Annotated in this window: 17 protein-coding genes and 1 pseudogene; 14 read left to right on the top strand and 4 right to left on the bottom strand. The window is 67.4% G+C overall.

The features are described from left to right. Positions 1-25 precede the first annotated feature (25 nt). Together ACZ9CK_RS12360 and ACZ9CK_RS12355 are read left to right on the top strand one after the other, a co-directional pair. Entirely contained in the window at positions 26-1,003 is a 978-nt protein-coding gene (locus ACZ9CK_RS12360) for a LysR family transcriptional regulator (RefSeq protein ID WP_426303480.1), read from the top strand. A 25-nt stretch (positions 1,004-1,028) separates the two neighbouring features. Continuing rightward, a complete protein-coding gene (locus ACZ9CK_RS12355) occupies positions 1,029-1,964 on the top strand; it encodes an N-acetylglucosamine kinase (protein WP_476050088.1) in 936 nt (311 codons plus the stop codon). A 71-nt stretch (positions 1,965-2,035) separates the two neighbouring features. On the opposite strand, the gene ACZ9CK_RS12350 is transcribed toward ACZ9CK_RS12355, so the two are convergent. Further along, positions 2,036-3,067 carry a pirin family protein gene (locus tag ACZ9CK_RS12350; RefSeq protein ID WP_476050087.1) on the bottom strand — a complete coding sequence of 344 codons (1,032 nt, stop codon included), beginning with the start codon at positions 3,065-3,067 and terminating at the stop codon, positions 2,036-2,038. Positions 3,068-3,117: 50 nt separating this feature from the next. Here ACZ9CK_RS12350 and ACZ9CK_RS12345 point away from each other — a divergent pair, with 50 nt between their 5' ends. The 9 genes and pseudogenes from ACZ9CK_RS12345 (at position 3,118) to ACZ9CK_RS12305 (ending at position 12,751) form a co-directional block, all read left to right on the top strand. Beyond that, the gene (locus ACZ9CK_RS12345; protein WP_476050086.1) at positions 3,118-4,914 is read left to right on the top strand and encodes a glycoside hydrolase family 35 protein; all 1,797 of its coding nucleotides are present in this window, start codon (positions 3,118-3,120) and stop codon (positions 4,912-4,914) included. Positions 4,915-4,981: 67 nt separating this feature from the next. Further along, entirely contained in the window at positions 4,982-5,434 is a 453-nt protein-coding gene (locus tag ACZ9CK_RS12340; RefSeq protein WP_426298869.1) for an NUDIX hydrolase, read from the top strand. 247 nt (positions 5,435-5,681) lie between these two features. Continuing rightward, positions 5,682-6,857 carry a ribosome small subunit-dependent GTPase A gene (gene rsgA / locus ACZ9CK_RS12335; RefSeq protein ID WP_476050085.1) on the top strand — a complete coding sequence of 392 codons (1,176 nt, stop codon included), beginning with the start codon at positions 5,682-5,684 and terminating at the stop codon, positions 6,855-6,857. 133 nt (positions 6,858-6,990) lie between these two features. Then, positions 6,991-8,076, top strand: coding sequence for an ABC transporter ATP-binding protein (locus tag ACZ9CK_RS12330; RefSeq protein WP_476050084.1), 1,086 nt, complete (start codon positions 6,991-6,993; stop codon positions 8,074-8,076). Continuing rightward, a complete protein-coding gene (locus ACZ9CK_RS12325; RefSeq protein ID WP_476050083.1) occupies positions 8,076-8,777 on the top strand; it encodes an ABC transporter permease in 702 nt (233 codons plus the stop codon). The genes ACZ9CK_RS12330 and ACZ9CK_RS12325 overlap by 1 nt, the downstream gene beginning before the upstream one ends. After that, a pseudogene (locus ACZ9CK_RS12320) lies at positions 8,777-9,521 on the top strand (ABC transporter permease). The gene ACZ9CK_RS12325 and the pseudogene ACZ9CK_RS12320 overlap by 1 nt, the downstream one beginning before the upstream one ends. Further along, entirely contained in the window at positions 9,518-10,483 is a 966-nt protein-coding gene (locus tag ACZ9CK_RS12315; RefSeq protein WP_426298859.1) for an ABC transporter substrate-binding protein, read from the top strand. Before ACZ9CK_RS12320 ends, ACZ9CK_RS12315 begins: the two are co-directional and overlap by 4 nt. 128 nt (positions 10,484-10,611) lie before the next feature. After that, positions 10,612-11,832, top strand: a complete 1,221-nt coding sequence (locus tag ACZ9CK_RS12310; protein WP_426298857.1) for a pyridoxal phosphate-dependent aminotransferase — start codon at positions 10,612-10,614, stop codon at positions 11,830-11,832. 49 nt (positions 11,833-11,881) lie between these two features. Further along, positions 11,882-12,751, top strand: coding sequence for a polyphosphate kinase 2 family protein (locus ACZ9CK_RS12305; protein WP_476050082.1), 870 nt, complete (start codon positions 11,882-11,884; stop codon positions 12,749-12,751). Between the two features lie 21 nt (positions 12,752-12,772). Here ACZ9CK_RS12305 and ACZ9CK_RS12300 read toward each other — a convergent pair whose 3' ends face one another. Together ACZ9CK_RS12300 and xseA are read right to left on the bottom strand one after the other, a co-directional pair. Then, positions 12,773-13,048, bottom strand: coding sequence for an exodeoxyribonuclease VII small subunit (locus ACZ9CK_RS12300; protein ID WP_426298853.1), 276 nt, complete (start codon positions 13,046-13,048; stop codon positions 12,773-12,775). Continuing rightward, complete coding sequence (gene xseA, locus ACZ9CK_RS12295) at positions 13,045-14,421, bottom strand: exodeoxyribonuclease VII large subunit (RefSeq protein WP_476050081.1); 1,377 nt, start codon at positions 14,419-14,421, stop codon at positions 13,045-13,047. The genes ACZ9CK_RS12300 and xseA overlap by 4 nt, the downstream gene beginning before the upstream one ends. Before the next feature lie 191 nt (positions 14,422-14,612). On the opposite strand from xseA, the gene ACZ9CK_RS12290 reads away from it, so the two are divergent. Together ACZ9CK_RS12290 and ACZ9CK_RS12285 are read left to right on the top strand one after the other, a co-directional pair. Then, positions 14,613-15,512 carry a hypothetical protein gene (locus ACZ9CK_RS12290; protein ID WP_476050080.1) on the top strand — a complete coding sequence of 300 codons (900 nt, stop codon included), beginning with the start codon at positions 14,613-14,615 and terminating at the stop codon, positions 15,510-15,512. A gap of 46 nt (positions 15,513-15,558) precedes the next feature. Beyond that, a complete protein-coding gene (locus ACZ9CK_RS12285; protein WP_426298847.1) occupies positions 15,559-16,644 on the top strand; it encodes a 4-hydroxy-3-methylbut-2-enyl diphosphate reductase in 1,086 nt (361 codons plus the stop codon). A 13-nt stretch (positions 16,645-16,657) separates the two neighbouring features. Here the strand turns inward: ACZ9CK_RS12285 and ACZ9CK_RS12280 are convergent, their stop codons facing one another. Then, entirely contained in the window at positions 16,658-17,926 is a 1,269-nt protein-coding gene (locus tag ACZ9CK_RS12280; protein ID WP_426298845.1) for a DNA recombination protein RmuC, read from the bottom strand. A gap of 102 nt (positions 17,927-18,028) precedes the next feature. Between ACZ9CK_RS12280 and ychF the strand changes: the two genes are divergently transcribed. After that, positions 18,029-19,114 carry a redox-regulated ATPase YchF gene (ychF, locus tag ACZ9CK_RS12275; RefSeq protein WP_426298843.1) on the top strand — a complete coding sequence of 362 codons (1,086 nt, stop codon included), beginning with the start codon at positions 18,029-18,031 and terminating at the stop codon, positions 19,112-19,114. Positions 19,115-19,133: the final 19 nt, after the last annotated feature.

Here is a 19,133-nt window from a genome sequence, read left to right as displayed (position 1 = left end):
GTCATTGACTGAAGGGCGCCGCACCATGGACCCGGACCACAAGCAGCTCGTCCAGCTGCTGCCCCTGTTGCCCATTCTTTCCGAACTTGCGCGGACCGAACACGTCACCGCGACGGCCGAACTCCTCGGGGTGCCGCAGTCGACGGTGAGCCGGGCGCTGGCCCGGGCGGGCGCCGTCGTCGGGACTGAACTGTTGGTCCGGGACGGCCGCGGGGTGCGGCTCAGCGCCGCCGCGCGGACGCTGCTGCCCCATGTGGACGCCGCGCTCGCCGAATTCCGCCGCGGGCTGGACCTGGTGCGGCAGGAACAGGACTCGGTCCGGGGCCGGATCGCGGTGAGCTTCCAGCACACCTTCGGCGAAGCCACCTTGCCCGTGCTGATCGGTGCCTTCCGGGGGCGCTATCCGCTGACCGCCTTCGAGCTCAGCCAGGGCGCCCGGGCCGCCTGCCTCGATGAGCTCGCAACGGGCGACGCCGACATCGCCCTGACCTCGCCGGTCGCCCCGCGCGGCCGGGGGCTTGCCTCCGCCGCGCTCTACCGCGAGCCGCTGCGGCTGGTCCTGCACCACCAGCACCCGGCGGCTGGCCGGAAGCGGCTCCGCCTTGAAGAGCTCAAGCACGAGCCGTTCGTGGCGATGGGCCCGGGCTACGGCCTGCGCTCCCTCACTGATGCGATATTCCGCGACGCCGGCATCCGGCCCCGCACCGCCTTCGAAAGCCAGGACACCCACACCGTCCGCGGGCTGGTGTCCGCCGGGCTGGGCTACAGCATCCTCCCGCCGGGCGGCCTGGGGCCCGGAATCCACGGACCGCGGGGCACCGGGCTGGGGTGGGTGGAAGTGGCCATCGAATCCCGTCTGGCCTACCGGGAGATCGGAATCGCCTGGCGTGAACGCCGGAACCGCGAACTGAGCAGCGAAGCCGAACCCGTCCGGCTGTTCCGTGAGATGGTCCTGGCGGAAGGCCCGGAGCTGCTGGCCGGCTTCATCAAGGGTCGGAGCTGAGATGCCGTCGCGTTAAGCTGTGCACGTGGAAAACCCTGAGAATCCCTCGTCACGCTCCGGCCCTGCTTTGCCGGTTGTTCCCGGCACCGTCATCGGCCTGGACATCGGCGGCACCAAGACCCGCGGCGTCCGCTTCGAGGACGGGGTAGTGGTCCGCGACGAATCCGTCGGCAGCGCCAATGTGCAGAACGTCAGCCGGGAGGCCGCGGCTGCCAACCTCGCCGAACTGTTCGGCAGGATCGGCGGCGGCCGCGTGGACACAGTGCTCGCCGGCGCCGGCGGTATCGACACCGACGACGACGCCAGGGCACTCGCCACCCTCATCGAACCGCACGTCCCGGGTGCCGCGGTCTCGGTGGTGCATGACTCCCGCCTGCTGCTGGCCGCCGGGCGGACGAGCACCGGCGTCGCCGTCATCGCGGGAACCGGCTCCGCGGCCTGGGGCAAGAACTCCACAGGGCAGGAAGCCCGCGCCGGCGGCTGGGGATACCTGCTGGGCGACGAAGGCAGCGGCTACTGGCTGGGGCGCGAAGCAGTCCGCCACAGCCTGCGCCGGATGAACAAGGGCCTGGAACCGGACGCCCTCACCCGCGCCCTGCTGGAATCCTGCGGCCTGGACGATCCCAACAAACTCATCGCCCTCTTCCACTCCGCAGACACCGGCCGCCGCTACTGGGCGCAGCGGGCAGGCGTCGTGGTGCAGACCGCGGACGCAGGCTTCGAGGTGAGCCTGCAGCTCCTGGACCAGGCCGGCCGGGATCTGGCCGAGCTCGCGGCGCAGGTCTTGCGGCAGCTGGGGATTACGGGGCCGGCGATCCTGGGCAGCGGGCTGGGCATGAACGTGGGCGCGCTGCAATCCGCCTTCCGTGCAGGTCTCGCGGCTCACGGGGTGACGGACGTGCGGGTCCTGGACCAGGATCCCGTCTTCGGGGTGCCGCAGATCATCGCCGAGCTCGGCTGAGACTGCTCAGCCGGGACATCCCGACGGGGGCCCGACCCTGCAAGGGGCAGACCACCGTCGTGGTCCCTCCGTTATTCGGGCAGGCCGCCGCGGGTGCGCGGCTTGAGCCGGACGCCAGGCAGCGGCGGCGCCGGGATGCGACCGGCTTCAGCGCCGGCGTCGGGCCCGTGTCCATCAACCACGCCGAAGCGGGCAGCCCGGGCATCGGGGTCGGCCAGCGAGGCCTGGGCCTCCCAGTCCCCGCGCGCTTCAACGATCTCTTCGTGCGTGCGGCCCACGAAGTTCCACCACATGAGGATGTCCTCCTCGAAGGGTTCGCCGCCGAGCAGCATGAAGCAGGTGTCCGGGGCGGCCGTGACGGCCAGGGAATCCCGTCCCGCACCCAGGTAGGCGAGGGGACCGGCGCCGACTTCCTGGCCGTCCACGGTCAGGCGGCCGTCCAGGACCAGGATGGCGTGTTCGAACGCCGGGTTCAGGGGGAAACCGATCTCCCCGGAACCGCTGATTTCCGCGCCGACGATCGGGCTGAACATGGTGGCGGGGGAGCGTTGTCCGGCGAATTCGCCAACCAGCACCTTGGCCGTGTAGCCGTCTCCGCTGGCGAGCGGCAGGTCAACCACCTGCTCGAACGACGGCGTCCGGTGCCGTTCGGCGTCCGGCAGCGCGACCCACAGCTGCAGCCCGCGGGACAGCGGCACCTCCACTTCGCCGTCGCCGTCCGGCTGCGGCAGCACCGCGAACTCGGAGTGTGCGATGCCGCGGCCCGCCGTCATGATGTTCAACTGGCCGGGGCGCACCACCACGTCGCTGCCCACGCTGTCGCGGTGCCGCACGTCGCCTTCCAGCGGCCAGGTAACCGTCTGCAGTCCCATGTGCGGGTGCGGCAGCACGCTCATGGCCACCCGGTCCGGGCCGAAGCTGTCCAGGAAGCACCATGCGCCCACGGTCGGCAGTCCGCGCTGCGGAAGGGTGCGGAGCACGTTCATGGCACGTACCCCACCCAGCGGCACTTCCCGCTCCGGCCAAAGCTGGACGCACGGTCCCTGGCCGGGGTGCCCGGCGGGGCACAGTTCTTGGGCCGGGGCCGTTTCCAAGTTGGTCACGAGACAACTCCATGTGCTGATTTGTTAATAAATGTACTATTCTGTTTTTTGTGAACAACGCCGTTTTGAGTTACCGCGACGCCGTCCTGTACCGCTCGGGGGAACGCTACCGCATCCTGGCCGGAGCCATCCACTACTTCCGGGTCCACCCCGGGCACTGGCGGGACAGGCTCCGCAGGCTCAAGGCAATGGGCACCAACACGGTGGACACCTACGTCGCATGGAACTTCCACCAGCCGCACCGCGGACAGGCCCCGGATTTCAACGGCTGGCGGGACCTGGGCCGCTTCATCGACCTCGCGGCCGAAGAAGGGCTGGACGTCATTGTCCGGCCCGGGCCCTACATCTGCGCCGAATGGGACAACGGCGGTTTCCCGGCCTGGCTCACCGGCACGCCGGGCATCGGCCTGCGCTGCCTGGACCCCGTCTTCACCGGGGCCATCGAGGAGTGGTTCGACCATCTCCTGCCCATCATTGCACCCCGCCAGGCTTGCAACGGCGGCCCCGTGGTGGCGGTGCAGATCGAGAACGAATACGGCAGCTACGGCGATGACCACGACTACATCCGCTGGAACCGCCGTGCCCTGGAAGAGCGCGGCATCACCGAGTTGTTGTTCACGGCCGACGGCGGCACGGACTACTTCCTCGACGGCGGCGCCGTGGAAGGAACCTGGGCGACGGCGACCCTCGGCAGCCGGGGCGACGAAGCCGTGGCCACCTGGCAGCGGCGCCGGCCCGGCGAACCGTTCTTCAATGTCGAGTTCTGGGGCGGCTGGTTCGACCACTGGGGCGAGGAGCACCATGTGCGTGATGCCGCAGAGGCCGCGGCCGAGGTCCGCAAGATCCTGGACCTAGATGGTTCGGTGTGCATTTACATGGCCCACGGCGGAAGCAACTTCGGCCTCGGCTCCGGCGCCAACCACGACGGCACCCGCATCCAGCCCACGGTCACCAGCTACGACTCGGATGCGCCCATCGCCGAAAACGGAGCGCTGACTCCGAAGTTCCATGCCCTGCGCACGGAGTTCTTCCGGGCGCAGGGCATCACCGAGCTTCCGCGCTTGGCCCCTGAACTGCTGGCACCGGCGCCGGTGCTCCCGGCGGCCACGCTGCCCCTGGGTCCCGCCCCGGAACTGACCAGCCTGCTGCGTGGCTCCGCAGCCCCGGTCCACAGCGTCAAACCGCTGTCCTTCGAGGAACTGGGCCTGGACTCCGGCCTGGTGCTGTACTCGGCGGCGGCGGTGCTGCCAGGCCGCCCGGACGCGCCCACGGAAGCGAAGCTGAAGATCACGGGCCTGCACGACCGCGCCCACATCTGGGTGGACGGGCTCTTCGCCGGCATCCTCGACGACGCTACGGGCGCCGAGGGCCTCACGGTCACCGGCACCGGGATCCCGGCGAAACTGGACATCCTCGTGGAGAACCTGGGCCGGATCAACTACGGCCCCCTCACCGGACAGGGGAAGGGGATCCTGGGCGGGGTGCTGGTCAACCAGCGCTACACCTTCCACTGGACCCAGACCCCCGTGGCGCTCGCGGAATGGACCGAAGCGGAACTGGACCGGCTGCCCGGTGCAGACTTCACCGTGGCCGAACCCGCCGACACGTACCTTGCGCTCCCGGATTCGGGCAAGGGCTTCCTCTGGATCAACGGCTTCCTGCTCGGCCGCTATTGGGAGGCGGGGCCGCAGCGCACCCTGTACGTCCCCGGGCCGCTGATCCGGACAGGCCGCAACATGATCAAGGTGCTCGAACTCGACAAGCCCGGAACCGTCGTTGAGCTCCGCGAAGCCGCCGGACTCGGCGTCCCGGACAGCTCCGAGATCGAGGCGGCGGTGCTGGCCTGACTAGCCTCCCCGGGAGGCCGGGCCGGCAACTGCATACACGCCGCCCGCCGGGCCTAAGCTGTCCCTTGTGAGCATGCGATTCGACACGCGACCTGCCGCCTACGGAGTCATCGTCCGGGACGGTGCCGTCCTCCTGGCGTACTGGAAGGAGAACGGCAAGGAAGGCTGGACCCTGCCCGGCGGCGGGCTCGATCTCGCCGAACACCCGGTGGACGGCTGCCGGCGGGAAATCCTGGAGGAGACCGGCTACCACGCCGAGGTCGGCGCCATGCTCGGAACGGATGTGGGCTACTGGCCGGATGAACCCCGGCTGGACGGGAAGGCCCGACCGTTCCAGGCCCTGAGGATGGTCTTCGAAGCCCGGATCACCGGCGGTGAACTCAGCCACGAGGTGGACGGCAGCACCACCCACGCCGCCTGGATTCCGCTGGCCGATGTGCCGGACCTGAACAGGGTTTCACTGGTGGACATCGGCCTTCGCCTGCACCGCGAACGGCCGCTCAACGGGAAGCTCGGCTGAAAATCCGCGTGCGGCTCTGGCCAAGCCGCAACCCTGCTGGCTAAGCTGGTCGAACCGCCGGCCCCTGACGAACTATCGCAGTGGTCCGCCGGCCTAATGCCGAGGAGGTGGAAGCAATGATTGCCGAATCTTCGCGCGCCCCGCGCGCACAGCACATCATCATTCCTGCCCCGGCCTCCGCCCTGTATTAGGCGGCAATTCCTTCACGCTGCCGCACCGGTGGCCGGGCCTCTCCAGAGGCTGAACATTGAAAACCACCTTCGGGCCCGCAGAGGGTCCTGCAACACCAAACACCATTCTTGAGGGGCCGGCCGACTACGGCTTCACCCCGGAAACCGGGGAGTACTTCCGTGCCCACCCGCCGTCGGACCATGACGAAGTCCGCGGCGACGAAACGGCGGGCCGGGTGGTCCGGCTCGACCGCAACCGGGTCCTCGTCGCCGGTCCGTCCGGGCTGAGCCACCTGCCCTATCCCAGCCACGGCCCCGCGCCGGTCACCGGCGACTGGGTGTGGCTCGGCCGCAACCGGGCGGGGGAACCCGCAGTCGTCGAGGTCCTGCCGCGGCGCACCTCGCTGGGCCGCAAGCGGGCCCTGGCAGCGTCCATTGAAGAACAGGTCCTCGGGGCCAACATCGACGTCGTCGGCGTCGTGGTCCCGATGGACCGGCCGCTGAGTCCCAACCGCCTCGAACGCACCCTCGTCGCGGCATGGGATTCCGGTGCCACCCCGCTGGTGATTATCACCAAGGCGGACCTCGCTGAGCTGGCGGACGACGTCGTCGGGCAAGTCATGCTGCACGCCGCCGGAGTGGAGGTGGTCACCACCTCCGCCGAACAAAGCGACGGCCTCGACGAACTCATGCTGCATATCCCGGCGGGAGGCACGGTGGCGCTGCTGGGGCCTTCCGGTGCCGGGAAGTCCAGCCTTATCAACGCGCTGGCGGGCCGGGATGTCCAGGAAACAGGGCGGGTCCGAGCCGGCGACGGAAAGGGTCGGCACACCACCACCTCCCGTGAGCTCGTTCCCCTGCCCGGCGGAGCGGTCCTGATGGACACCCCGGGCGTGCGCGGCTTCGGCCTCTTCGATGCGGAGAACGGCCTGGAGGAGATGTTCGCCGACCTCGAGGAGCTCTTCGGACTGTGCCGTTTCGCTGACTGCGCCCACGACCGCGAACCCGGCTGCGCGGTGCAGGCGGCGCTCGCCGACGGCCGGGTGGAACTGCGCCACTGGGAAAGCTACCGCAAACTCCAGAACGAGCTCGCCGCGCTCGCCCGGAAGCAGGACGCCGCCGCCCGGCGCGCCTACCAGCGCGAATGGCACCAGAACATCGTGCGGGCGGGGCTGAGCCAGCGCGCTGCCGAGCGGTACCGCCACGAGGGAGGTGAGCTGCGGGGCAAGGGACGGAACCGGAAAACCGGCTGAATCTTGCCGATCCCTTACGGACCCGGCGCCGTGGCTGACATCGCCAAAGGCGGTGACTAGGCTGAATCCACCATCGTCTTGAATGCCCGCCCGACTGCTCCACTGATTCGCCGACAGCGAGGTAAGCCCGGAAATGGCTGAAGCCATGATTGAGTTCCAGAGCGTCACCAAGCGGTATCAGGGCGGCCAGCCTGCCGTGGACAACTTGAGCATGTCCATCGACAAGGGCGCCATCACTGTCCTGGTGGGGCCTTCCGGCTGCGGCAAGACCACGTCCCTGCGGATGATCAACCGGATGGTGGAACCCACATCCGGGACCATCACCGTGGCGGGCCGGGACGTCTCGGCTGAACCGGCGGCCAAGCTGCGCCGCTCCATGGGGTATGTCATGCAGTCGGCCGGCCTCATGCCGCACCGCACCGTGCTGGACAATATCGCCACGGTGCCTCGGCTTAACGGCGTTCCCAAAGCGGAGGCCCGCCGGCGCGCGGCGGAACTGCTCGACGTCGTCGGGCTGGCCGCCGCGCTCGGCCGGCGGTATCCGTCCCAGCTGTCCGGCGGTCAGCAGCAGCGGGTCGGGGTTGCCCGGGCGCTCGCCGCCGACCCTCCCGTGCTGCTGATGGACGAGCCGTTCAGCGCCGTCGACCCGGTGGTCCGCGACGAACTGCAGCAGGAACTCCTGCGGCTGCAGCGCGAGCTTGCCAAGACGATCGTCTTCGTCACCCACGACATCGACGAGGCCACCGTGCTTGGCGACAAGGTCGCGGTCTTCGCCGTCGGCGGCAAGCTTGCCCAGTACGCCGCGCCGGAGGAAATCCTGCGTGCCCCGGCCAACGATTTCGTGGCATCCTTCGTGGGCCGTGACCGCGGATTCCGGCGGCTGTCCTTCAATCCGGCAGAGTCGGTCCCGCTGCATCCGGCCAAGACTGTCGATTCCGCAGCTGCGGCCGGCGGCAACAGCGAATGGGCCTTGGTGCTCGACGACGATTCCCACCCTTTGGGCTGGGCGTCGCCGCGCGACGACGGCGGGCTGGTTCCCGGTGGTTCGCTCTTCCGTCCCGGGGACAGCCTCCGCCGCGCCCTCGACGCAGCCTTGTCCTCGCCGTCGGGCCTGGGCGTGGCGGTGGACGGTGACGGGCGGCTCGCGGGGGTCCTCAAGGCGGAGGAAATCCTGGCACTGATCGAAGAAAGCCGGCGGCAGCGGGAGGAACCGGTCTGATGGAATGGTTCCTGGCCAACAGCGGCACCGTGTTCGGACTGGCCGGCCAGCATTTCGTGCTCGCAGTGGTTCCGATGGTCCTGGGCCTGGCCATTTCCGTGCCCCTGGCCCAGATTGCCCGGGGGAGGCCGGCGTTTCGCACGGTGGTGACCACGGCCAGTTCCCTCCTGTACACGATCCCTTCCCTGGCCCTGTTCATCATCCTGCCGCCCGTGCTGGGCACCCGGATCCTGGATCCGGTCAACGTGGTCGTTGCGCTGACCATCTACGCCGTGGCACTCCTGGTCCGGGCAGCCATGGACGCGTTCGACTCCGTGGACGAGGAACTGCGCTTGGCGGCAACGGCCATGGGCTTCACCTCGTTGGCACGGTTCCTGAAGATTGACATCCCTCTCTCCCTGCCAGTGCTGTTCGCCGGGCTTCGGGTGGTATCGGTCAGCAACATATCCCTCGTGAGCGTGGCTGCGCTGCTCGGGGTGGGAAACCTCGGTGTGCTCTTCACCGATGGCCTGCAGCGCACCTTCATCACCGAAGTGGTGGTGGGCATCCTGGGGATCCTGGTCCTGGCGCTCTTCATGGAGACGCTGCTGGTCCTGCTGGAACGGGCACTCACCCCGTGGACCCGCGCCGCCGCGAAACCGGCAGCGGGAAACGGTGCCCGGGCGATGGCCGCCACTTGGATCCGTGAGGGGGCAGACTGATGGACATCTTTTCCAACACCTTCGCCTGGCTCGCATCCCCGGCCAACTGGAGCGGCAGCGGGGGCATTGCCGTCCGCCTTTTCGAACACCTGCAGTATTCAGCCCTCCGTCCTCGCCATAGCTGCCGCCATCGCCGTGCCCCTGGGGATGTTCATCGGCCACACCGGCCGGGGCCGGGTTGTCGCAGTCGCCGTCGCCGGTGCCTTGCGGGCCCTTCCCACCCTGGGCCTGCTGGTCCTCTTCGCCTTGCTGGCAGGCAGCGGGCTGATGCCTCCGGTGTGGGCGTTGGTTATCCTGACCGTTCCGCCGCTGCTGGCCGGCAGCTACGCCGGCATCTCCAGCGTGGACCGCGCGGTGGTGGACGGAGCCCGGGCGCTGGGAATGACCGAACTGCAGATCCTGTTCCGGGTTGAGCTCCCCAACGGACTGCCGGTCCTGGCCGGGGGTGTCCGGACAGCCGTGCTGCAGGTCATCGCCACCGTCTCGGTGGTCGCCTATCTTCCACTCGGCGGGCTGGGGCGCTACCTTTTTGATGGCCTGGTCCTCCAGGACTTCCCCCGGATGCTCGGCGGGTCCCTGCTCATCGCGGCACTGGCAATCGCCGTCGACCTCATACTGGCCGCCGTGCAGAGGATGATCCTCTCCCCGGGGCTGTCCACCGATTCCCGCGGCGGCCGCAGGCCTGCCGGAGACCTCGCAGCGGCGGCCCCGTCCGGCCCTGACCTTCAAGGAGGAACCCCATGAAGAACAGCACCACCTTCGCATCCCAGGCCCGCACGCTCACCCGTCGCGGGCTGGGCGGCCTGGCGGCCGGCGTCGGCCTTGCCTTTGCACTGAGTGCCTGCGGCGGCAGTCCGCTGTCCACCCCAAGTATCAGCGCGTCCTCGGGCGGCGGCGGGCCGCTGGTGGTCGGCTCGGCGGACTTCCCCGAAAGCCAGATCATCGCCGAAATCTATGCGGGGGCGCTCAACGCGGCGGGGGTCACGGCCACCACCAAGCCGAACATCGGTTCCCGGGAGATCTACTTCAAGGCCGTCCAGGATGGCTCGATCGACCTCGCCCCGGACTATTCCGGAAACCTGCTGTCCTACCTGGACGCCAACGCGCCCGAAGTCTCCGCGGACGACGTCTACAAGGCGCTCCCCGGCAAGCTTCCCCAAGGCCTGGGCGTGCTCGACGCTGCCAAGGCCGAGGACAAGGACGCCATGGTCGTCACCAAGGCCACGGCCGAGAAGTACCAGCTGAAGTCCATCACGGACCTGGCCAAGGTGTGCAAGGACCTCACGATGGCTGCGCCGGCAACCTTCGAAACCCGCGCCTACGGGTTCCCGGGGCTGAAGGCCAACTACAACTGCGTGCTCAAGGGCCTGAAGCCCTTCAGCGACGGCGGCGGCAACCTCACCCTCCAGGCGCTCCTGACCGATGAGGTGCAGGTGGCGGACATCTACACCACCACGCCGTCCATCCAGGACAACGACCTCGTTGTGCTCGAGGACCCGAAGAACAACTTCAAGGCCCAGCAAGTGCTTCCCCTCTACAACAAGGCCAAGATGACGGACAAGGCCAAGGATGCGCTGAACGCAGTATCCAAGGCACTCACTACGGAGGACCTCATCAACCTCAACCGGGCGGTCAGCGGTGACCAGAAGCAGAACCCGAAGGATGCCGCGGCAGCCTGGCTGAAGGAAAAGGGGCTCACCAAGTAGTCCCCACCGGCTCCCTGTCAAGGACGTCGACGGCGGCGGGCGGCCCCTGTTATGGCCGCCCGCCGTCGTCGTGCTTCTGTGAGGCACCTCTCACGGGAAGTCCATCACCGGTGTGGCATATTTGATGGATGGCAGAATTCAAGCAGTCCACCAAGCTTCATAATGTCCTTTACGACATCCGTGGACCGATTCTTCAGGCCGCCCAGCAAATGGAGGCAGAGGGGCACCGAATCCTCAAACTGAACATCGGAAACCCGGCGCCCTTTGGCTTTGAAGCGCCGGACGCGATCCTGGTGGACATGATCCGCCACCTGCCGAACGCCCAGGGCTACAGCGATTCCCGCGGCATTTTCTCCGCCCGCACGGCCGTCTCGCAGTACTACCAGACCCGCGGCATCCAGAACATCCATGTCGATGACATCTACCTCGGCAACGGCGTCAGCGAACTCATCACCATGTCCCTCATGGCGCTGCTCGAAGACGGCGACGAGGTCCTCATTCCTTCTCCGGACTACCCGCTCTGGACCGCCTCCGTGTCCCTGGCCGGCGGCCGCCCCGTGCACTACCTGTGCGACGAGGAATCGGGCTGGCAGCCGGACCTGGACGACCTGGAATCCAAGATCACGCCGCGCACCAAGGGCATCGTGGTCATCAACCCGAACAACCCCACGGGCGCCGTCTACCCGGAGGAAACCCTCCGCAAGATCGTGGCCCTGGCGGAGAAGCACGGCCTGGTGCTCTTCGCCGACGAAATCTACGAAAAGATCCTGTACGAGGACGCCGTGCACGTGAACCTTGCCGGGCTGACCGGCGATGACGTCCTGTGCCTGACGTTCAGCGGACTTTCCAAGGCCTACCGGGTCTGTGGCTACCGTGCAGGCTGGATGGCCATTTCCGGACCCAAGAAGGAAGCAGCCGACTACCTCGAAGGCATCAACCTCCTGGCCAACATGCGGCTGTGCGCCAACGTTCCTGCGCAGCACGCCATCCAGACCGCGCTCGGCGGTTACCAGAGCATCAACGACCTCATCCTTCCCGGCGGCCGGCTGCTCGAACAGCGCAACAAGGCCTACGAGCTGCTTAATGCCATCCCCGGTGTGAGCACCCAGCAGGCCAAGGGCGCCCTGTACCTCTTCCCGAAGCTGGACCCGGAGGTCTACCACATCCGCGATGACGAGAAGTTCGTCCTGGACCTGCTGAAGGAACAGAAGATCCTGGTCTCCCATGGCCGGGCGTTCAACTGGGTCCGCCCCGACCACTTCCGGATGGTCACGCTGCCCAACGTCAAGGACATCGAAGAAGCCATCGGCCGCATGGCGGACTTCCTCGGGCGCTACCCGGGCAATTAGCCTGTTGGGACACGCCGCCGGCAGGGCGGCCTGAACTCAGGGGGCACCTGTGGCCGGTGGAGGGAAATCCAGCGCACTGGAATTCGAACAGGACCCGGCAGGAACCCTGGCGATCGCGCCGGGGTTCCTGCTGTCCTCAGTTGATCCGGAATCGACGCCCGGCTACCCGGGTGCCAAGACCGATGGCGCGGCACTGCTGGCCGCCCAGGACAGCCGCCTCAACGAACTGCAGGAAATGCTCTTTGCCGAGGGAAGGTTCGGCAGCAGCAAGCGGGTGCTGCTGATCCTGCAGGCCATGGACACTGCGGGCAAGGGCGGCATTGTGGGCCACGTGGTGGCGGCCATGGATCCACAAGGAGTGAAGCTCACCGCCTTCAAGGCCCCCACGGACGAGGAAAAGTCGCACGATTTCCTTTGGCGGGTCGAGAAGGCGGTCCCGGGTGCCGGCATGGTCGGGGTCTTCGACCGTTCACACTATGAGGACGTGCTGATCCACCGGGTCCACGGCTGGGCCGACGAAGCCGAGCTCGAGCGGCGGTACGCAGCCATCAACGACTTCGAGGCCCGTCTCGCTGACGAGGGAACGGCGATCGTCAAGGTCATGCTGCACATCAGCCGGGACGAGCAGAAAAAACGGTTGCTCGCGCGCCTCGACGATCCTGCGAAGCATTGGAAATACAGCCCCGACGACCTCGCCGAACGGGCCCACTGGGACGCCTACATGGACGCCTTCCAGAAGGTCTTCGACAAGACGTCCACCACTGTCGCGCCTTGGCACGTGGTTCCGGCGAACAGGAAATGGTTCGCCAGGATCGCCGTCCAGGAGCTGCTGATCACAGCGCTCGAGGGGCTATCCCTGCAATGGCCTGCGGCAGAGTTTGATGTCGCCGCGGAACGCGAACGAGTCGCCGCGTCCTGATCTGCTTCCTGGCTGTGTGTCCTAGTTGTCCTCGCCGCTGTTGTTGGCTTCCTTGGCGCTGGCAAGCCGCCGCCGCGCACCTTCCAGCCACTCCTCGCACTGCTTGGCCAGGGCCTCGCCGCGTTCCCAGAGGGCGAGGGATTCCTCAAGGCTCGCACCACCGGCTTCCAGCCTGGCCACCACGGCGGCAAGCTGCTCGCGGGCTTCTTCGTAGCCCAGGGCATCCGGGGCCGTTGCACCCGCTTCCTGGCCGGCGCCGCCGGTGTGGTTCTCTGTGGAGCGGTTCTCTGCGCTCATCGGGATCCTCTCTCAATTGCGGGTAGTTCTGTTGCCTCGGACGGGGCGGCCGGCTGGCTGCCGTCGGCGACCGCGGCGAAACGGCCTTCCGCCACCCGGACGGTCAGCGGCGTGCCGTGGGGTGCCTGCCCGGGACTTCTGACGACGTCACGGCCCAGGCCGTCGGGTCCGGCCACCTGGACCACCGCGTAGCCGCGGTCCAGGGTCTTTTGAGGGGAGAGCGCCCGTACCCGTGCCCTGAGGTGGTGGACCTGGTCCAGAGCGCGGACGACGGCGGAGCTCACCGCGGTGTGCGCGTGCCTCCGCAGCCTGGTGATGTCCTCTTCCCGCGCGGTCACCATCACTTCCGGCGAGGCCATCACCGGCCGGGATCGCAGGGCGTGGAGCCGGTCACTTTCCCGGTCAAGCAGCCTGAGGATGGAGCGGTTGAGGTGGTCGCGGGCAACCCGCACCTTCGCCAGTTCCTCGGACACGTCGGGAACGACCCGTTTCGCTGCATCGGTGGGGGTCGATGCGCGGAGGTCCGCGACGTCGTCGAGGATCGGCCGGTCGGCTTCATGCCCGATCGCGCTGACCACGGGGGTGGCGGCCGCGGACACGGCGCGGATGAGCTCTTCGTTGCTGAACGGCAGCAGGTCCTCCAGGGCGCCGCCGCCGCGCGCAATCACGATGACATCAATGTGCGGATCTGCGTCGAGCGCCCGGAGCGCGGCGAGGACCTGGCCCACTGCGGTGTTTCCCTGCACGGCCACCTCGCGGACATCGAACTCGACGGCGGGCCAGCGCAGGGCGGCGTTGCGCAGCACGTCCTTCTTGGCGTCCGAGTCCCGTCCGGTGATGAGTCCGATGCGATGGGGAAGGAGGGGCAGCGGCTTCTTCCTGGCGTCGGCGAAGAGTCCTTCGGCGGCCAGGGCCTGGCGCAGCCGCTCGATCCTGACAAGGAGATCACCCAGCCCGACAGGACGGATGTCCCGGACGGACATGTTCAGGCGGCCGGTCTTCATCCAGAACTCGGGCTTGACCAGGGCCACGACGCGGGAGCCGCGCTCCAGCGGCGTCTTCTGGCGGTCAAGCACGTTCGACCACAGCGACGCCGGCAGCGAGATCTCGGCGTCCGTGTCCCGGAGCGTGGCAAACGCGCTGCCGCCGCGGCGGTTGAGCTCGATGATCTGTGCTTCGATCCAGACGGCGGGAGCCCGCTCGATATGCGCCTTCAGCTTCCGGGACAACAGATGCAGCGGCCACGGATGGTTCGGACTTGTCTCGGCGGCCGTTGCCGGCAGGGTCGAAGCAGCCGGCTGCGCCTCGGCATCCTGGGCATCCCCGGGCGCGCCGCCGCCCGGGAAAGTGGCTCCCGTGTCCTCAGCAGCCATGGGCGGATCCACGGCCGGGCGACGACTGATGCATGGGTTCCGTCCTAGCTGCTCTGATTGCGTGGCGGCTTACTTGATTGCCTGCAACGGCGGGGTGCTCCGCTGTGCTTTTCAACTCTATCCATACCCTTGCAGGCAGCAGTGACATTCACCCGTAGGATGGCAGTTGGCCCCGACCCGAGGAATTCCCCTTGCGTACCTTTGTCTCTGCACTCGCAGTGATACTTGCCCTCCTATTGACTGGATTCGCCGTCCCGGCGGCATGGACCGAACGCAACATCGTCCGCGAAGACGGTTTCGTGCAGCTGACGGACCGGCTGGGGAAAGATCCGGCGTTCCAGGCGCGGCTTGCCGGAATTGCCGTCAGCAACCTCGAGGCCCGGCTTGATCTGCCGGCTCCTGCCGAGAAGCTCGGGGCGTCCCTGCTCAAGGACGCGGCGCAGCATATGAGCAGCTGGCCGGAATACCCGCAGGCCTGGAACGAGACGGTCCGCAGGAGCCATCGCCTGAATTTCGCAGAAACGGCGGTTCCCTCGGCCGATGATTCCGCACGGTCCGCGCATCCGGCCTCCGGGGACGCCGCCACGGAAACATCCTTGGTGCTCGACCTTGGACCGTTCGTGCGCCTTCTCGGCGACAAGCTGCGCGCCGCCACCGGTGCACAGCTCGCAGTGCCGGACACCGCAGTGGTGGGCATCGGCGGCCCCTCCCAGCGGCAGGTGGTGGACAGGCTGGCTGCCTACACCCCGCTGTGGTGGCCGGCGGGCCTGGGAGCAGTGATGACCCTGGCCTTGGCGGTACTGGCGGCCCGCCGCCGATCTGTGGTGCTCGTGTGCACGGGTCTCGGCCTGGCGGTGCTTGCGGGTGTCTGGCAGGCTTCCGCAGTACTGTTCAGCGGACTCGCCAGTGCCGGGCTGGGGGAGAGCGCCATGGGCGCCCTCTTTGCCCGCGAACTCATTGCCGCGTCGGTTGCCGGCTTTGCCCCATGGGTCGCCGCGACGGCGTTGACCGGAGGAGCGCTGTTCTTCGCGGGCGTCCTCGGCCTGATCCTGCGCCGCAGAAGGAACGCTGCCGTCCGGGCTGCCGGGTGACCCGGACTCTGCCGGACCCTCCGCGCGCTCCCGGTAGCATGGAGGGATGAGCAGCTCCGCAGTGTCCGTACCGATGCCCACCATTCCGCGCCGGCGGAGGTCCCCGGAAGAAGTGCTGGCTGCCGCCCCCGTTTCCGGGTCCAAGCGCGTCCTCCTTGCCGCACCGCGCGGCTACTGCGCCGGCGTCGACCGTGCCGTCATCGCCGTCGAGAAGGCCCTGGAGCACTACGGACCGCCCGTCTATGTCCGCAAGCAGATCGTGCACAACGTGCACGTGGTTACCTCGCTCGAGGAAAAGGGCGCGATCTTCGTCGACGAAACCGACGAGGTGCCAGAGGGTGCCCTGGTGATTTTCTCCGCCCACGGTGTGTCTCCCGCCGTCGTGCAGTCCGCCGAAGACCGCGGCCTGCGCACCATCGATGCAACCTGCCCCCTCGTCACCAAGGTCCACCGCGAAGCCGTGCGTTTTGCCAAGGAGGACTACGACATCCTGCTGATCGGCCACGACGGCCACGAGGAAGTGGAAGGCACCGCAGGGGAGGCCCCGGACCACATCCAGATCATCAACGGCCCGCACGAGGTGGACCAGGTCACGGTCCGCAACCCGGACAAGACCATCTGGCTGTCCCAGACCACCTTGAGCGTGGACGAGACCATGGAAACCGTGCGGCTGCTCAAGGAACGTTTCCCGACGCTGCAGGATCCGCCCAGCGACGACATCTGCTACGCCACCACCAACCGCCAGGTGGCCATCAAGAAAATCGCTCCGCAAGCCGACCTGGTGATCGTGGTGGGTTCGGCGAACTCCTCCAACTCGGTGCGCCTCGTGGAGGTCGCGCTCGAGTACGGTGCCAAGGCGTCACACCGCGTGGACTTCGCCAACGAGGTGGACGAAACCTGGTTCGAAGGCGTGGCCACGGTCGGCGTCACCTCGGGTGCGTCCGTTCCCGAGGTCCTCGTCCAGGACGTCCTCCGCCTGCTTGCCGAGTACGGGTATGGCGCCGTGGAGGAAGTCGTCACGGCCGAGGAGGACCTTCTTTTCTCCCTGCCGAAGGAACTGCGCGCCACACTCAAGTCTGCCGGGGATGTCTCCCGCGCCCTCGGCGGGCGCGGGAACCGCTCCAACTCCTAGACTGCGGGCCTGCCTAGGCTGCGGATTCGTCGTTGCTTTCCCGGAGCTCATCGCTTTCCCTGAGTTCGCGGGTTTCACGGAGCTCGGGTGCAGCGAGGGCCCGCGGAACCACCTCGACGGCGGCCGGTACCGCCAGGCCGTCCGTGTCCATGGCGTTGAGCTTCCGCGCTGTGGGTAGCACCCTTGCCTCCAGCGTCCCGACCAACGCGTTGTAGCGGTCCACGGATGTCTTCAGGGAACTGCCCAGGCGGCCGACGTTCTCACCCAGGGTGCCCATGCGGTCGTAGAGCTGCTGCGCGAGTTCAAACAGCTGCCGGGCATTGTCCGTCAGCACATCCTGCCGCCAGGTGAAGGCCACCGACTTCAGCACCGCCAGCAGCGTGCCGGGGGAGGCGAGCACCACGTTGCGGGACAAAGCGTGGTCCAGCAGGGCAGGATCCGCTTCCAACGCTGCGGCAAGAATCGATTCCGCCGGCAGGAAGCAAACCACAAGCTCCGGGGAGTTGCCGGGAATGTCCCAGTACTTCTTGGAACTCAGTGAATCAACATGGGACTTCAGGGCCTTGGCGTGTGCCGCCAGCAGCTCACTGGCGCCCTGCGCCGCACCGTTGCCGCTTTGGATACCGTTGCCGCTTTGCGTGCCGGACGATCCGGCTTCCTGCGCCGCCAGGTAGGCAGCCAAAGGTACTTTGGCGTCAACCACCAGCTGCTTGCCGCCAGGGAGCTGAACCACCAGGTCGGGCCGCAGCGAGGAGTCGCCGGACACGGCGTGGAACTGCTCCTGGAAGTCGACGTGCCGGAGCATGCCCGCGGCCTCCACGACCCGCCGCAGCTGGACCTCCCCCCATTGCCCTCGCGCGCTGTTGGAGCGCAGTGCCGAGGCCAGGGCATGGGTGGAACGAAGGAGCTGTTCATCCGACTGGCGTGCTTCCTGCAGTTGCTGGGCCAACTGGCCGTACTGTTCCAGCCGATCCCGTTCGAGCAGGGAGACCTGCTGCTGGACTGCCGAGAGCTTCTCCGCCACCGGCCCCAAGGCGCGCAGTACATTGCCGTCCTGGTTCCGTGCCGCCCCGAGCTCACGGTTCTGCGCAAGCAGAAGGTTTCGTTCGGCGTCGGCGGCCGCATAGTTGGCGGAGACTTCCGCCAGGCGGGCGGAGACGCCGTCGAAATCCGCTTCCAACGCCGCACTGCGGCGCCGGAAGGCAACGAACCCACCGGCCAGGCCGAGAGCCGCCCCGAGCAGCAGCATGAACAACGCCAACAAGACTACAAATCCATCCATGTCCCCACCTTGGCAGAAGGCTCTGACATTCTTGGGATCGGCGTTTCCAGGGCGCGGAACGGCAACGCATGGCAGCCCGCGCAACAGGTAGAATCAATGCTCGTGGCTCTTACTATTGGCATCGTCGGACTGCCCAACGTCGGCAAATCAACCCTCTTCAACGCACTGACCCGCAACCAGGTCCTCGCGGCGAACTACCCGTTCGCAACGATCGAACCGAACGTCGGCGTCGTGAGCCTTCCCGATCCCCGGCTCCAGCAGCTCGCCGATATCTTCGGCTCGCAGCGGCTCCTGCCGGCGACCGTGTCGTTCGTGGACATCGCTGGCATCGTCAAGGGCGCTTCCGAAGGTGAAGGCCTGGGCAACCAGTTCCTTGCCAACATCCGCGAGGCCGAAGCCATCGCCCAGGTCGTCCGCGTGTTCGATGACCCCGATGTGGTGCACGTGGACGGCAAGGTGGATCCCAGCTCGGACATGGAGACCATCAACACTGAGCTGATCCTGGCCGATCTTCAGACGATCGAAAAGGCCATCCCGCGGATCGAAAAAGAAGTCAAGATGAAGAAGCGCGAGTCCGCAGAACTCGCGGCCATCGAGGCCGCCAAGGTGGTCCTCGAACGCGGCGATACCATCTTCTCCTCGGTCAAGAGCGACAAACTCGAGCTTGAGCACCTCAAGGAACTCAGCCTCCTGACGGCCAAGCCCTTCATCTATGTCTTCAACGCCGACGAAGGCATCCTTGGCAGCCCGGAGAAGCAGGAAGAACTCCGTGCCATGGTTGCTCCGGCCGACTGCATCTTCCTTGACGCCAAGCTCGAAGCGGACCTCGTCGAACTCGACGAAGAAGAAGCCCGCGAAATGCTGGAAATGAACGGCCAGGACGAATCCGGCCTCGACCAGCTGGCCCGCGTCGGCTTCCACACCCTTGGCCTGCAGACCTACCTCACCGCTGGCCCCAAGGAAGCGCGTGCCTGGACTATCCACCAGGGCGACACCGCGCCCCAGGCCGCCGGAGTGATCCACAGCGACTTCCAGCGTGGCTTCATCAAGGCCGAAGTGGTCTCCTTCCACGACCTTGTGGACGCCGGTTCCATGAGCGAAGCCAAGTCCCGCGGCAAGGTCCGGATCGAAGGCAAGGACTACGTCATGGCCGACGGCGACGTGGTGGAGTTCCGCTTCAACGTCTAGCCGGGTTCCGCTTCACTTG

This window comes from Arthrobacter sp. TE26545 (assembly GCF_056279005.1).
Note: the sequence above shows the minus strand (reverse complement) of the source record. Positions and strands in the feature narration are given on the sequence as shown.

Bases quoted from the DNA above. Each gene is read 5' to 3' on its own strand.
- ACZ9CK_RS12360 (WP_426303480.1), top strand. From the start codon at position 26: ATGGACCCGGACCACAAGCAGCTCGTCCAGCTGCTGCCCCTGTTGCCC.
- ACZ9CK_RS12330 (WP_476050084.1), top strand. From the start codon at position 6,991: ATGGCTGAAGCCATGATTGAGTTCCAGAGCGTCACCAAGCGGTATCAG.
- ACZ9CK_RS12325 (WP_476050083.1), top strand. From the start codon at position 8,076: ATGGAATGGTTCCTGGCCAACAGCGGCACCGTGTTCGGACTGGCCGGC.
- ACZ9CK_RS12315 (WP_426298859.1), top strand. From the start codon at position 9,518: ATGAAGAACAGCACCACCTTCGCATCCCAGGCCCGCACGCTCACCCGT.
- ACZ9CK_RS12310 (WP_426298857.1), top strand. From the start codon at position 10,612: ATGGCAGAATTCAAGCAGTCCACCAAGCTTCATAATGTCCTTTACGAC.
- ACZ9CK_RS12300 (WP_426298853.1), bottom strand. From the start codon at position 13,048: ATGAGCGCAGAGAACCGCTCCACAGAGAACCACACCGGCGGCGCCGGC.
- xseA (WP_476050081.1), bottom strand. From the start codon at position 14,421: ATGGCTGCTGAGGACACGGGAGCCACTTTCCCGGGCGGCGGCGCGCCC.
- ACZ9CK_RS12285 (WP_426298847.1), top strand. From the start codon at position 15,559: ATGAGCAGCTCCGCAGTGTCCGTACCGATGCCCACCATTCCGCGCCGG.
- ACZ9CK_RS12280 (WP_426298845.1), bottom strand. From the start codon at position 17,926: ATGGATGGATTTGTAGTCTTGTTGGCGTTGTTCATGCTGCTGCTCGGG.